The sequence below is a fragment of the Aeromonas enteropelogenes genome (assembly GCF_020097295.1).
Lineage (GTDB): Bacteria > Pseudomonadota > Gammaproteobacteria > Enterobacterales > Aeromonadaceae > Aeromonas > Aeromonas enteropelogenes.
The window spans coordinates 2,410,867-2,423,816 of record NZ_CP083625.1 but is presented as its reverse complement, the minus strand read 5'-3'; the positions used below and the strand labels follow the sequence as shown (position 1 = coordinate 2,423,816).

Annotated in this window: 12 protein-coding genes; 6 read left to right on the top strand and 6 right to left on the bottom strand. The window is 62.3% G+C overall.

Annotated elements, in window-relative coordinates; translation table 11 throughout:
• Nucleotides 1-162: 162 nt before the first annotated feature.
• Complete coding sequence (locus LA321_RS11420) at nucleotides 163-729, bottom strand: isochorismatase family cysteine hydrolase (RefSeq protein ID WP_042072321.1); 567 nt, start codon at nucleotides 727-729, stop codon at nucleotides 163-165.
• A gap of 33 nt (nucleotides 730-762) precedes the next feature.
• Entirely contained in the window at nucleotides 763-1,926 is a 1,164-nt protein-coding gene (locus LA321_RS11415; protein ID WP_042072322.1) for an FAD-dependent oxidoreductase, read from the bottom strand.
• 263 nt (nucleotides 1,927-2,189) lie between these two features.
• On the opposite strand from LA321_RS11415, the gene miaB reads away from it, so the two are divergent.
• From miaB to lnt, 5 genes are all read left to right on the top strand, one after another.
• Nucleotides 2,190-3,623, top strand: a complete 1,434-nt coding sequence (gene miaB, locus LA321_RS11410) for a tRNA (N6-isopentenyl adenosine(37)-C2)-methylthiotransferase MiaB (RefSeq protein WP_042025709.1) — start codon at nucleotides 2,190-2,192, stop codon at nucleotides 3,621-3,623.
• 55 nt (nucleotides 3,624-3,678) lie between these two features.
• Nucleotides 3,679-4,722, top strand: a complete 1,044-nt coding sequence (locus LA321_RS11405) for a PhoH family protein (RefSeq protein ID WP_042072323.1) — start codon at nucleotides 3,679-3,681, stop codon at nucleotides 4,720-4,722.
• Nucleotides 4,719-5,183 carry an rRNA maturation RNase YbeY gene (gene ybeY, locus LA321_RS11400; RefSeq protein ID WP_042072324.1) on the top strand — a complete coding sequence of 155 codons (465 nt, stop codon included), beginning with the start codon at nucleotides 4,719-4,721 and terminating at the stop codon, nucleotides 5,181-5,183. The genes LA321_RS11405 and ybeY overlap by 4 nt, the downstream gene beginning before the upstream one ends.
• A gap of 99 nt (nucleotides 5,184-5,282) precedes the next feature.
• Entirely contained in the window at nucleotides 5,283-6,167 is an 885-nt protein-coding gene (gene corC / locus LA321_RS11395; RefSeq protein WP_026455931.1) for a CNNM family magnesium/cobalt transport protein CorC, read from the top strand.
• A gap of 132 nt (nucleotides 6,168-6,299) precedes the next feature.
• Nucleotides 6,300-7,844: an apolipoprotein N-acyltransferase gene (gene lnt, locus LA321_RS11390; protein ID WP_042072325.1), complete on the top strand. Its 1,545-nt coding sequence runs from the start codon at nucleotides 6,300-6,302 to the stop codon at nucleotides 7,842-7,844.
• Nucleotides 7,845-7,937: 93 nt separating this feature from the next.
• Here lnt and LA321_RS11385 read toward each other — a convergent pair whose 3' ends face one another.
• The 4 genes from LA321_RS11385 to LA321_RS11370 form a co-directional block, all read right to left on the bottom strand.
• Entirely contained in the window at nucleotides 7,938-8,441 is a 504-nt protein-coding gene (locus LA321_RS11385; protein WP_042072326.1) for a GNAT family N-acetyltransferase, read from the bottom strand.
• Nucleotides 8,442-8,472: 31 nt separating this feature from the next.
• Nucleotides 8,473-9,654 (bottom strand): MerR family transcriptional regulator, encoded by a 1,182-nt coding sequence (locus LA321_RS11380; protein ID WP_042072327.1) that lies wholly within the window; start codon nucleotides 9,652-9,654, stop codon nucleotides 8,473-8,475.
• Between the two features lie 157 nt (nucleotides 9,655-9,811).
• The gene (gene recJ, locus LA321_RS11375; protein WP_042072328.1) at nucleotides 9,812-11,542 is read right to left on the bottom strand and encodes a single-stranded-DNA-specific exonuclease RecJ; all 1,731 of its coding nucleotides are present in this window, start codon (nucleotides 11,540-11,542) and stop codon (nucleotides 9,812-9,814) included.
• Nucleotides 11,508-12,200, bottom strand: a complete 693-nt coding sequence (locus LA321_RS11370; RefSeq protein WP_224212209.1) for a disulfide isomerase DsbC N-terminal domain-containing protein — start codon at nucleotides 12,198-12,200, stop codon at nucleotides 11,508-11,510. The genes recJ and LA321_RS11370 overlap by 35 nt, the downstream gene beginning before the upstream one ends.
• Before the next feature lie 275 nt (nucleotides 12,201-12,475).
• Here LA321_RS11370 and mscL point away from each other — a divergent pair, with 275 nt between their 5' ends.
• Nucleotides 12,476-12,889, top strand: a complete 414-nt coding sequence (mscL, locus tag LA321_RS11365) for a large-conductance mechanosensitive channel protein MscL (protein WP_042072329.1) — start codon at nucleotides 12,476-12,478, stop codon at nucleotides 12,887-12,889.
• Nucleotides 12,890-12,950: the final 61 nt, after the last annotated feature.

The window sequence follows — 12,950 nt, the reverse complement described above, 5'->3', positions numbered from 1 at the left end:
AAGCCACGCGACTCGTTCCAGCGCACGATCCGTCCCTGATAACGCATGTCCCCATCCTTGTGGCCATCGATGCTTGCTTCATGTCGCCCAAAATGGACGCGGCCCGACAGGGGCCGCAGACAAAATGTCAAAACAGTGAGCAAACTCCGTCTGTCGCCGGGATCAGGCCAGCTGGGCCACCTTGATGATCTCGGCGATGCGGCCGAGCAGGCGCAGCGACGCGTGGTGCTCATTGGCATCCGCTGACGCGCAGGCATCCTCCAAGATAGTGATGGCGTAATCCCGATCGTGACCATCCCGCGCCGCCGCCTGAATCGCCCAGCCGGTACTAACGCCGCACAGATAGAGGTGTTCGATGTGATTGGCCCGCAGCGCCGGCTCCAGCGCCGTGCCGTAGAAGGGGCTGATCCTGGATTTGACCAGCACCAGATCGCCGGGCTGCACATCCAGATCCGGGTGAAAGTCGGTGCCGGGGTCGGCCAGCGACAGCGCCCCGAACTGGTGGGCCCGACCAAACATGGGGGAGCCCTTGGGCAGCAGCAGATAGTGCGGGTCAAAGCCCACCTTGATCTGCACCACCAGCCAGCCGTGGGCGCGGGCATGGGCCAGCGCCTGGTTGGCGTGCGCGATGGCGTCCTGCTCCAGCACATGGGCCGCCGAGGCGGCGATGCGCCCGTCCGGGTGGGCGATGTCGTTGATGAAATCGATCACCAGCAATGCCTTGTTCATGGGCTCTCCTCCCTCATGATGGCGCCACGCGCCTTAAACCAGCCCCAGCGCATAGCGCAGCGCCATCTCCTTGAGCGGCCCCGCCTTGTCCGCCACATTGAGGGCCAGGTTGCGGGCCAGCTTGAGCGGGCCTATCTCATTGCTGAATGCGCCGTAGAAGAGATCCATCCCCGACTGCATCAGCAGGTTGTCCGGGCGTCGGCGCCGTTCATAGCGGGTCGCCAGCTCGGGCTTGTGCCACCCGGTACCGGCACTGTGCAACAAATCCGCCCAGCAGGCGACATCCTTGAAGCCGAGGTTGACCCCCTGCCCCGCCAGCGGGTTGATGGTGTGGGCGGCATCGCCAAGCAACACCACCCGCCCGGCGTGATAGTCGCTGGCGTGACGACGCACCAGCGGGAAGCTCCCCTTGCCGGTTACGGTAAAACCACCGAGGCGAGCCGGGAAGTGGCGACGCACCTCGGCCGCCAGCGCCTCGTTGCTCATGGCGGCCAGCGCCCGAATGCGGACCGGGCTGTCATACCATACCAGGGAGCCATGCCGGCCGGGCAGCGGCAAGAAAGCGCGCGGACCGCTCGGGGTAAACTGCTGCCAGGTGATGTCCTCTTGCGCGAACTCGGTATCGATATTGATCAGCATGCAGTGCTGGCGATACTCGAATCGCGACACGCCGATGTCGGCCAGTTTGCGGGTATGGGATTCCGCGCCGTCACAGGCCAGCACCCAGCGCGCCGAGAGCATCGTTTCATCGTCCAGCTGCAGCATCACATCGTCGGTACTCTGGCGCAGGCTCAGCACCGCCGCCGGGGTGTGGGTCTGGATATTGGGAAAATCCTCCATCCGTTTGAGCAGCGCCAGTTGCACCAGCCGATTCTCGATGATGTAGCCGAGCTGAGGCAGGCCAAGGTCGGCCGCGTTGAAGCGGGTGGCGAAACCGTCCAGCTCCCAGGTCTCCAACCGGCGATAGGGGCACAGCCGCATCTGCTGCAGGTATTGCCAGGCGCCGGCCTGCTCCAGCAGCGCCACCGAGGCCTGGCTGATGGCGGAGACCCGCAGATCCAGCGGCTGCGCCGGGTCGTAGGATTCCGGCAGCCGGGTCTCTATGACCCGCACCGAGAGGCCCTGGGCCGCCAGCAGGCAGGCGGTGGCGGCGCCCACCATGCCGGCACCAACGATGGCAATATCACAGTGTTCCATAACGTTGTTCCTGAAGAGGGGTGGCCCGACGATGACGCGAGCCTGAACCTGATGGGGGCATCATAACGCAAGGACGCGCCGGAAACAGTGAGGCAAACGGAGAATTGCCGCGTCAAATCAAGGGGAAAGGGATGCACCTTCGATTGAACAAGAGGCTCGCTGGCCACCATGGCAGCTGGATATTAACTGGTCAGCACCCCGATTGCGGAGTAAAATGCGCGGTCCTTTGACCATGCCGATTTCAAAACCAGTCAAGAGAAGCAATGAGCAAGAAACTTCACATTAAAACCTGGGGTTGCCAGATGAACGAGTATGACTCGTCCAAGATGGCTGACCTGTTGGATGCCAGCAATGGCTACACGCTGACCGAAGAGCCCGAAGAGGCAGACGTCTTGCTGCTGAACACCTGTTCCATTCGCGAAAAGGCGCAGGAAAAAGTGTTCCACCAGCTGGGGCGCTGGAAGAAGCTCAAGGCAAGCAAGCCCGATCTGGTGATCGGTGTGGGTGGCTGCGTTGCCTCTCAGGAGGGCGATGCCATTCGCAGCCGCGCCCCCTACGTGGATATCGTGTTTGGTCCGCAGACCCTGCACCGCCTGCCGGTGATGATCAAACAGGTTCAGGAGGGCCGTGGCGCCCAGGTGGACGTCAGCTTCCCCGAAATCGAGAAGTTCGACCGCCTGCCCGAGCCGCGCGCCGAAGGGGCCACCGCCTTTGTCTCCATCATGGAAGGCTGCTCCAAGTACTGCTCCTTCTGCGTGGTGCCCTACACCCGTGGTGAAGAGGTGAGCCGGCCGATGGATGACGTGCTCTACGAAATCGCCCAGCTCGCCCAGCAGGGCGTGCGCGAGGTGAACCTGCTCGGCCAGAACGTCAACGCCTATCGCGGCGCCACCTTCGATGGCGGCATCTGCACCTTCGCCGAGCTGCTGCGCCTGGTGGCGGCCATCGACGGCATCGACCGCGTACGCTACACCACCAGCCACCCCATCGAGTTCACCGACGACATCATCGAGGTCTACAAGGACACGCCGGAAGTGGTCAGCTTCCTGCACCTGCCGGTGCAGAGCGGCTCTGATCGCATCCTGACCATGATGAAGCGCCCGCATACAGTGCTGGAGTACAAGTCCAAGATCCGCCGCCTGCGCGCCGCCCGTCCCGACATCACCATCAGTTCCGACTTCATCGTCGGTTTCCCGAACGAGACGGATGAGGATTTCGAGGCCACCATGAAGCTGATCGAGGATGTCGGTTTCGACATGAGCTTCAGCTTCATCTACAGCCCGCGCCCCGGTACCCCGGCCGCCGACATGCCCGACGATGTCGACATGGAGGTGAAAAAAGCCCGTCTGTCCCGCCTGCAGCACGCCATCAACAACCAGGCGATGCAGATTGGCCGCGCCATGCTGGGCACCACCCAGCGCATCCTGGTGGAGGGGCCCTCCAAGCTCAATCCCATGGAGCTGTGCGGTCGCACCGAGAACAACCGGGTGGTCAACTTCGAAGGCCCGCACACCCTGATCGGCGGCTTTGCCGACGTGGAGATCACCGAGGTGCTGCCCAACTCCTTGCGCGGCACCTTCATCCGCGGCGAGAGCGAGATGAACCTGCGCATCGCCACCGCCCCGAGCGAGATCCTGGCCCGTCGTCCCGACAACGTGCCGGACGAGCTGGGCGTTGCCGCCTTCACTCCCCATTAATCCCCTCCTCCCCCTGCGCCCGGGCGCAGGGGGAGCGCCTTGAGACGAGGATACCGTGAGCCGACACATCTCGACCCTGAATCTGCATCTGGAGCCCGCCGACAACCAGCGCCTCGCCAGCCTTTGCGGCCCCTTCGATGACAACCTCAAGCAGCTGGAGCGCCGCCTCGGCATCGAGATCAGCTACCGCGACAACCACTTCCAGCTGCTGGGCAAGCAGGCCCAGGTGGATGCCGCCGCCGTCATCATTAAGCACCTCTACGTCGAGACCCAGCCCCTCAAGGGAGGCAAGGTGACCGACATCACCCCCGACATGGTTCATCTGACCATTTTGGAGTCGCGGGTGCTGGAGCAGGATGACGAGCCGACGCCGAGCATCCCCTATGGCAAGGAGGTGACGGTCAAGACCAAGCGCGGCCTCATCAAGCCACGCAGCCCCAACCAGGCCCAGTACATCGCCAATATCGTGCGCCATGACATCTGCTTCGGCATTGGTCCGGCCGGTACCGGCAAGACCTATCTGGCGGTGGCGGCGGCGGTGGATGCCCTGGAGCGCCAGGAGATCCGCCGTATCCTGCTGACCCGTCCGGCGGTGGAAGCGGGTGAGAAGCTCGGCTTCCTGCCCGGCGATCTCTCCCAGAAGGTGGACCCCTACCTGCGCCCCCTCTACGACGCCCTGTTCGAGATGCTGGGCTTCGAGCGGGTGGAGAAGCTGATGGAGCGCAACATCATCGAAGTGGCGCCGCTCGCCTATATGCGCGGTCGCACCCTCAATGATGCCTTCATCATCCTGGATGAAGCCCAGAACACCACCACGGAACAGATGAAGATGTTCCTGACCCGCATCGGCTTCAACTCCAAGGCGGTGGTCACCGGCGACATCACCCAGATCGACCTGCCGCGCAACGCCAAGTCCGGCCTGCGCCATGCCCTGGAAGTGCTGCAGAATGTCGACGGCCTCTCCTTCAACTTCTTCCAGTCCACCGACGTGGTGCGCCACCCGGTAGTGGCCCGCATCGTGCAAGCCTACGAGGCATTCGATGCCGCTCAGGCAGCCGAGAAGAGCGCGGCAAACACCCGCAAGGAGAACGAACAATGAGCGTGACCCTGGATCTGCAACTGGCCAGTGCCAGCACCGAGGGGCTGCCGAGCGAAGCCCAGCTGCAGGGCTGGCTCGACGGCACCATCCTCGGCTTTCAGACCGAGGCCGAGGTGACGGTACGCATCGTCGACGAGGCGGAGAGCAACGAGCTCAACCTCACCTATCGCGGCAAGGACAAGCCCACCAATGTGCTCTCCTTCCCGTTCGAAGCGCCCCCTGGCCTCGAGCTGCCGCTGCTCGGCGATCTCGTCATCTGCCGCCAGGTGGTGGAGCGAGAGGCCAGTGAGCAAGGCAAGCCGCTGGAGGCTCACTGGGCGCACATGGTTGTGCACGGCAGTCTGCATCTGCTAGGTTATGACCATATCGAGGATGAGGAAGCCGAAGAGATGGAGCAGCTCGAGCGCGACATCATGCAGGAACTCGGCTACACCGACCCTTATCTGAACGACGAAGTGTAATGGCGAAAGGGGCGGGCCGGCAGCTTGAAACGGATGTTGGCCATCCTCATATAGCAAAGACAAAACATCAGTATCTTCAATGAGTAACCAAGAGAAAAAATGACCGACGATCACCCTAGTACCGGCTCGCCGAAGAAAACCTGGCTCGACAAACTCAGCCAACTCTTCCAGGGCGAGCCAAAAGACCGCAATGATTTGGTAGACGTGATAGCCGATGCCGAAGAGCGCGACCTCATCGATCAGGACACCAAGGACATGATCGAAGGGGTGCTGGAGATCGCTGATCTGCGCGTGCGCGACATCATGATCCCCCGCTCCCAGATGGTGACCATCGAGAAATCCCAGCCGGTGGACGAGATCCTGCCAGTGATCATCGAATCCGGCCACTCCCGCTTCCCGGTGATCAACGAAGACAAGGATCACGTCGAGGGCATACTGCTCGCCAAGGATCTGCTGCCATTCGGTTTCGGTGGCGACCTGGCCAAGGAGCCGCTGCAGCTCGAGAACATTCTGCGCCCCACAGTGATCGTGCCCGAGAGCAAACGGGTCGACCGCCTGCTCAAGGAGTTTCGCGAAGAGCGCTACCACATGGCCATCGTGGTCGACGAGTTTGGTGGCGTCTCCGGTCTGGTGACCATTGAAGACATACTGGAGCTCATCGTCGGCGAGATCGACGATGAGTTTGACGATATCGAGGACGAGCCCGAAGAGATCCGTCGTCTCAGCAAGCGGGTCTTCTCCATCAGCGCCCTCACCGAGATCGAGGATTTCAACGACTTCTTCGGCACCAAGTTCAGCGATGAAGAGGTGGATACGGTGGGCGGTCTGGTGATGCACGCCTTCAGCCACCTGCCCAAGAAGGGCGAGGAGATCGAGCTGGATGGCTACCTGTTCAAGGTGATGCACGCCGACCGGCGCCGTTTGCAGCAACTGCAGGTGAAGATCCCGGAGAACCACGCGGTGGCCCAATCAGAGCCACAATAACGCCGCTTTGGATGATACCAACAACGCCCCGACCACGGGGCGTTGTGCTATCTGCAGGCTCGCGGTCACCCGCCTTACGGGGTAAGATACCGCCCATTCAACCCAGCAGCCCAAGACGAGCATCCATCACCCGTGAAAACATCACCCGTGACATCCAAAATCCTGTTAAGTATCAGTGCCCTGGCAGCCGGAGCCTGCGCCGTCTTCGCCTTCTCCCCCTTCAACTACTGGCCGCTGGTGATTCCCTCCCTGCTCGGCCTTTATGCCCTGCTGGACAAGGCAACCCCCAGGCAGGCGGCCTGGCGCGGCTTTGGCTACGCCATGGGGCTGTTTCTGCCGGGGCTGTGGTGGATCCACATCAGCATGACGGAGTTTGGCGGCATCATACTGCCGGTCGCCTTCGTGCTGCTGGCCCTGCTCGCCGCCTATCTGGCGCTCTATCCGGCGCTGGCCTGCTGGGTCTTCGCCCGCTTCTTTGGCGGCCGTCACTGGAGCCGCTGGCTGCTCGCCTTCCCGGCACTCTGGCTGGTAGCAGACTGGCTGCGCGGCTGGGTGATGACGGGCTTCCCCTGGCTCTGGTTCGGCTACACCCAGATCGACGGCCCCCTCAAGGGCTTCGCCCCCATTCTGGGGGTGCAGGGCATCACGCTCGCGCTGCTGCTCGCCAGCTCCGCCCTCTGGATGGTGTGGAAGTCCCGCTCTCCCTTCTGGCTGTTGCTACCCGCCGCCCTGGTGGCAGGTGGTCACAGCCTGATGCAGATTGACTGGGTCACCCGGGGCGAGCCGGTCAAGGTAGCTCTGGTGCAGGGTAATATCGCCCAGTCCCTCAAGTGGGATCCGGAGGCGCTGGCCCCTACGGTGCGCACCTATCAGGATCTCAGTCGCGAGAATCAGGATGCCGACATCATCGTCTGGCCGGAGTCGGCGATCCCGGCCCTCGAGCAGCAGATGGGCCCCTATCTGGAGAATCTGGACAAGGCGATGAAGGTGAACGAGACCGGCCTGCTGGCAGGGATCATTCATTACGACCAGGAGCAGCAGCGCTTCTACAATACCGTGCTCGGCATGGGGGTACAGGATGCGGACGGCAAGGAGTCCTACTTCTACAACCACCCAAATCGCTACAACAAGTATCACCTACTGCCCATCGGCGAATTCGTGCCGTTTGAAGATCTGCTGCGCCCCATCGCCCCCTTCTTCAACCTGCCCATGTCCTCCTTCAGTCCGGGCGATGCGATCCAGCCCAACCTGATCGCCAAGGGGCTCAAGTTCGCCGCGGCCATCTGCTACGAGATCATCTTCCCGGAAGAAGTGCGCCGCAATGTCACGCCAGAAACCGACTTCCTGCTGACCGTCTCCAACGACGCCTGGTTTGGCACCAGTATCGGTCCCTGGCAGCATATGCAGATCGCCCGGATGCGTGCCCTCGAGCTGGCGCGACCGCTGCTGCGCGCCACCAACACCGGCATCACGGTCGTCACCGAGATCGATGGCAGCATCATCGGCCAGATCCCGCAGTTCGAGGCGGCGGTGCTGCGCAGCGAAGTGCGCCCCGCCCATGGCGAGACCCCCTACCTGCGCTTTGGTAACTGGCCCCTGTACGGCCTGACCGCCCTGCTGCTGGTGCTGGCACTGGCGCTGCGCCCCAAGGCTCACCCCTGGGCTGGCGAGCGCTGATCCCGCGTGAAGGAAGTACCATAGACAAGAGGCGCCATAAGGCGCCTCATTTTTTATCCAGACACGGCGGCCGCTGACCGCAATTCTGTCTTGTTATCCCTGATTGAAAGCTGGGTGGTAGCTCACCTCACCACGGGCACTGGCTGCACCAAACGACCTGGCCATAAAGTACTCGGGTGGCACACCGGGTAACACCAACACCGGGTTCTGCTCAAAGCCAAAGCGGCCGTAGAAGCCTGGATCCCCCAGCACTACACAACCGTCCGCACCTTGCTCCTCGAGAGCGGCCAGCCCTTCCGCCATCAGGTGTGACCCTATCCCCTTGCCATGCAGCTCGGGCAGTACCGAGATGGGACCAAGGCCAAACCAGTTCTTGCTGCCATCACTGATGGTCACCGGCGAGAAGCAGAGGTGGCCGACCACCCGCCCCGCCTGCTCCGCCACCAGCGACAGACTGAGTGCCCCGGCCTGGCGCAGGTCGCGCACGATCAGCTGCTCGTTGTGATCGGTATGGGGGGCCTTGAGGAATGCGGCCACGGTCACCGCTTCGATGGCGTCATGATCGGCGCCCGTTTCGGGTCGAATAAGTATGTTCATGTTGTTCTTTCTCTCTCGCTTGATGGGATGATCAGGCCACCTGCAGGCAACAGATCACATAGCCATAGCTGCCCAGGTACTGGCGGTGGATGGCCAGCTCACGAGCCAAATCCTTATAGGCCGCACTCTCTCCGAGCTCTGCTTGATAACGGGCCAGGTTCATTTCAATGGGATTCAGATAGTTGTGCCAGGCAACCATGGGCAACAGGGTATGGGAGAGGCAGCGATAACCGGCCGCTCGCACTGTTTCGAGCAGAGCGGGCAAGCTCTGCATCGCCGGATACTCTTGCTGCCAGAACACCAGCGCCTCCTCTGGCGGCGTGTCGGTCAGCCACACCAGGTCGCTCAGCACTATGCAGGCATCGGGGCCGGCAAGGTACGCCCGCCAGGCTTTGAGCGCATTGGCCACCCCTATGGTGTAGGCGCTCCCCTCCGCCCAGATAAGGTCCGCCGCAGCCAGCTCTACCGGCAGTGCCGCCATGTTGGCGCACAGGGTAGTGACCTGCTCAAAGCCAGCCGAGCTGGCCGATCTGGCCAAGGCGGCCAGCGCTTCCTCGTCGAGGTCAATGGCCACGATGGCAGCATCCGTCACCTGTGCCAGCGCCAGAGTAGAGGCGCCCCGCCCGCAGCCCATGTCGAGGATCCGGCGCGGTTGAATAGGCAGCGCGGCGAATTGCTGCTGGGTGAAGGCGCGATCTCCCGGTCCCCAATAGCTCATGCCATCCAGCAACTGCTTGAAATCCCGGATGTAGCGATCATGCTCGTTCATGTCCTTGCTGAGCCATTGCAAGTGGTAGCGCTCCTTTTCACTGAATCCCTGCTTCATCACCCAGTCGAAGTAGGCCTCTGGCGCTTCACGCTGCAGTTGCAACTGCCAGGCCTTGAACTCGTCGCCGGAGCCAGTACGCAAGCCAGCGAGGCCTGCCAGCAGATCCCGCGCTCTTTGCATCCGCGCCAGCTCGCCGTCCAGCTCTCTGACCCGGGCTTGCAATACCTCCTGATCTATCTCCCCCGCCAGGCAAGCGAGGCACTGCTTGAGGCTGAGCCCCCCCGCCTGCAGCGCCTGCACCATCTGCAGACGCTGCAGATCGGATTCGTCGTAGTGGCGATAGCCGTTGGCGGCTCTCACTCCCGCAATTACCCCCAGCTTCTCGTAGTAGAGCAGTGTGGAGCGGGCCACACCGCAGCGGCGGGCCAGTTCGGATATTTTCATGGCAACAACTCGCACTGAGGGCCGTCATCTGACCCGATGAAGAGAAGCTTAAACTGTGAAGCTATAAACGGGTCAATGGCAAAGCCCGCATACTTGTCATAAAAAACGGCCACCCAGGGGTGGCCGTCGTCATCAAAAAAGCAGAGTAGCAAGCGGATCAGAGGCCGGCGGCCTCCAGATGCTCCACCAGCAGTTGCACGCTGCGATGACCGCGCCACTCGTTGACATCGAGCCGGTAGACCAGCCGCACCCGCTTGACCGAGGCATCGGGCCAGCGCTGCAAATCGACCCCGAAGGCGATGGCATCTACCGCATGGCCAGAGTCGGTCGTCAGCATCATCTTGAGGTGCTTTTCCCCCACCAGCCGCTGCTGCACTAGCACGAACTCGCCGTCAAACAGCGGTTCGGGGAAGGCCTGACCCCAGGGGCCGGAGGCGCGAATAAGCTCCGCCAGCTCGAGGTTGAGCTCGTCCGGCAAGAGCTCGCCATCGGTGAGCAGCACCCCGGTCAGCAGCTCAGGGGTCACCAGCTCGCTGATGACCGCTTCGAAAGCACGACCGAACGCCTCGATATTGGCCTTGGGCAGAGTCAGCCCGGCCGCCATGGCGTGGCCACCGAACTTGCCCATCAGCCCCGGGTGGCGGGTATCGAGCAGTTCCAACGCATCGCGCAGGTGCACGCCGGGGATGGAACGCCCGGAACCCTTGAGCTCGCTCTCGCTGCTCTCGGCAAAGGCGATGACGGGGCGGTAGTACTTCTCCTTCACCTTGGAGGCCACCAGCCCCACCACCCCCTGATGCCACTCGTCCCGATGCAATACGATCCCCGATGGCACTTCACCATCGCGAAAACGGATCTGCTCCAGGGTGGCGAGGGCCTCCTGCTGCATCCCCTGCTCTATCTCCTTGCGCTCCTGGTTGAGGCTGTCCATCTCGGACGCCAGCTGGCGCGCCAGGTTGAGGTCGTCACACAACAGGCAGGCGACCCCGAGGGACATGTCATCAAGGCGACCTACCGCGTTGAGGCGTGGCCCCAGCGCGAAGCCCAGATCGGCGGCGGTGAGGCGGCGACCATCCCGGCCCGACACGTCCACCAGCGCCTGAATGCCGGGGCGGCAGCGGCCGGCCCGGATCCGCTGCAGCCCCTGATGGACCAGGATGCGGTTGTTGCCATCGAGCGCCACCACGTCGGCGACGGTGCCGAGGGCTACCAGATCCAGATAGTCCGCCACATTGGGGACCGGGATGTCGTGGCGCTCATACCAGCCCGCCTGCTTGAGGTGGGTGTTGAGGGCCGCCATCAGGTAGAAGGCCACCCCCACCCCGGCCAGCGACTTGGAGGGGAAGTCGCAGCCATGCTGGTTGGGGTTCACTATCGCATCGGCGTCAGGCAGCTCCTGGCCCGGCAAATGGTGATCGGTAACCAGTACCTGCATGCCGGCCGCCTTGGCCGCTGCCACCCCGGCGATGCTGGAGATGCCGTTGTCCACCGTGATGAGAAACTCGGCGCCGCGGGCCACCGCCAGCTCGACGATCTCGGGGGTGAGGCCATACCCGAACTCGAAGCGGTTGGGCACCAAAAAGTCGATGTGGCGGCCACCCATGGCGCGCAGGACCAGCACGCACAGAGCCGAGCTGGTGGCGCCGTCGCAGTCGAAGTCACCGACGATGAGGATCCGCTTCTGTGCGGCCAGGGCATCCGCCAGCAGCGGCACCGCCTGCGCCATGCCAAACAGGCGCCGGGGTGGCAGCAGCTGATTGGCGCTGCGCTCGAGCAGGGCGGGATCTGCTACGCCACGGCTGGCGAAGATTTGCCGCAGCAGGGGATGAAGGGTGGCGGGCAGATGGGAATCATCAACTCGCGGACGACGACGGATTTGCAGGGGCATTGATGTGATCCAGTATCTTGAGCAGTTGTTCAGGGCTCTGGTAACCGCGCACCAGGTCGCCATTTGGCAGGACCCAGCTCGGCAGCGCCTTGATCCCGAGCCACTGGCTCAGGCCGATATAGTGGGAGAGGATCTCACTACAGCGCGCCACTGGCAAATGTTCACTGAATTGGGAGTGACGCCAGGCGCCAGCCTCGCACTGCTCCGGCGAGATCCGATCCTGCCCGCCGGCGGGCGACACGATCGGCAGCAGTTGCACCGTGACACCCAACTCCTGCAGGCGGGGCAGCTGATCCAGCGCCCGGCGACAATCGGTACAGGCGTCATCGGTAAAGAGGGTGATCCGGTGCGTCTCTTTCGTTGCCCGAAGCAGCATGGGGGGCTCACCTATCTGCGCCAGCGCCATGCGCCTTTGATGACGCAGGCCGGAGAGGGTCAGGTTTTTCATGTCGCGGGTCATGTCCAGCATGACCCCCTGCACCAGATAGTCTCCGTTGGCATCGCTATAGAGCACGCCCTGGGAGGTACCCACCATGTAGAGCCCGGGGATCGGAGTGCGATCCACCAGATAGACGGGAACCCCCAACCGGCTGGAGACCGTATCCTTCAGGGTTTGCGGGTTCACCCCGGCATAGGCAGCAAATGTGCATAGAAGCATTGCCATCGATATTAAATGCTTCACCATTTTACTCTTGCAGCATAAATGATTGAGTCCAACACACTAATATGGATGGCACCTGTTATTCAATCCGTTATTTGCTTGCTTATTAATACTCCCTTGGCACCAAAAAATCCGCGTTCCCCGATTGCCAAGGAGATGCAACCTCAGCAAGCTAGAGAAGACGACAGGAACAACGCGGCGTGGCCTCCGTTTTCCTGATGCGGATCGCCCACACGATCCACACTCTATCTTGTTCGGTTTCGGAGGAAATAATGAGTCTTATCCAGGAGTTCAAAGCCTTTGCATCCAGAGGCAATGTGATCGACATGGCGGTCGGTATCATCATAGGGGCCGCCTTTGGCAAGATCGTCTCCTCGTTCGTCGGCGACGTCATCATGCCCCCCATAGGTCTGATCCTGGGAGGGGTGGATTTCAGCGATCTGGCCATCACTCTCAAGGCGGCGGAAGGATCGGCTCCGGCCGTGGTCATCGCCTATGGCAAGTTTCTCCAGACCATCATCGACTTTCTGATCATCTCCTTCGCCATCTTCATGGGGCTGAAGGCCATCAATACCCTCAAGCGCAAACAGGAAGAGGAAGCCGCGGCGGTACCGGCCGGCCCGACCAAGGATCAGGAACTGCTCGCCGAAATCCGCGATCTGCTCAAGGCCCGGCAGGAGAAATAAGCACCCGCCCCTGTCGTGTGTACAAAAAACCGCCTTTCGGCGGTTTTTTTGCTGACACTAG

Excerpts from the sequence above, each read along its gene's own strand:
- recJ (WP_042072328.1), bottom strand. The coding sequence starts at position 11,542 with ATGCCCCTGCAAATCCGTCGTCGTCCGCGAGTTGATGATTCCCATCTG.
- ybeY (WP_042072324.1), top strand. The coding sequence starts at position 4,719 with ATGAGCGTGACCCTGGATCTGCAACTGGCCAGTGCCAGCACCGAGGGG.
- mscL (WP_042072329.1), top strand. The coding sequence starts at position 12,476 with ATGAGTCTTATCCAGGAGTTCAAAGCCTTTGCATCCAGAGGCAATGTG.
- LA321_RS11370 (WP_224212209.1), bottom strand. The coding sequence starts at position 12,200 with ATGCTTCTATGCACATTTGCTGCCTATGCCGGGGTGAACCCGCAAACC.
- LA321_RS11380 (WP_042072327.1), bottom strand. The coding sequence starts at position 9,654 with ATGAAAATATCCGAACTGGCCCGCCGCTGCGGTGTGGCCCGCTCCACA.
- corC (WP_026455931.1), top strand. The coding sequence starts at position 5,283 with ATGACCGACGATCACCCTAGTACCGGCTCGCCGAAGAAAACCTGGCTC.
- LA321_RS11415 (WP_042072322.1), bottom strand. The coding sequence starts at position 1,926 with ATGGAACACTGTGATATTGCCATCGTTGGTGCCGGCATGGTGGGCGCC.
- LA321_RS11420 (WP_042072321.1), bottom strand. The coding sequence starts at position 729 with ATGAACAAGGCATTGCTGGTGATCGATTTCATCAACGACATCGCCCAC.
- miaB (WP_042025709.1), top strand. The coding sequence starts at position 2,190 with ATGAGCAAGAAACTTCACATTAAAACCTGGGGTTGCCAGATGAACGAG.
- LA321_RS11385 (WP_042072326.1), bottom strand. The coding sequence starts at position 8,441 with ATGAACATACTTATTCGACCCGAAACGGGCGCCGATCATGACGCCATC.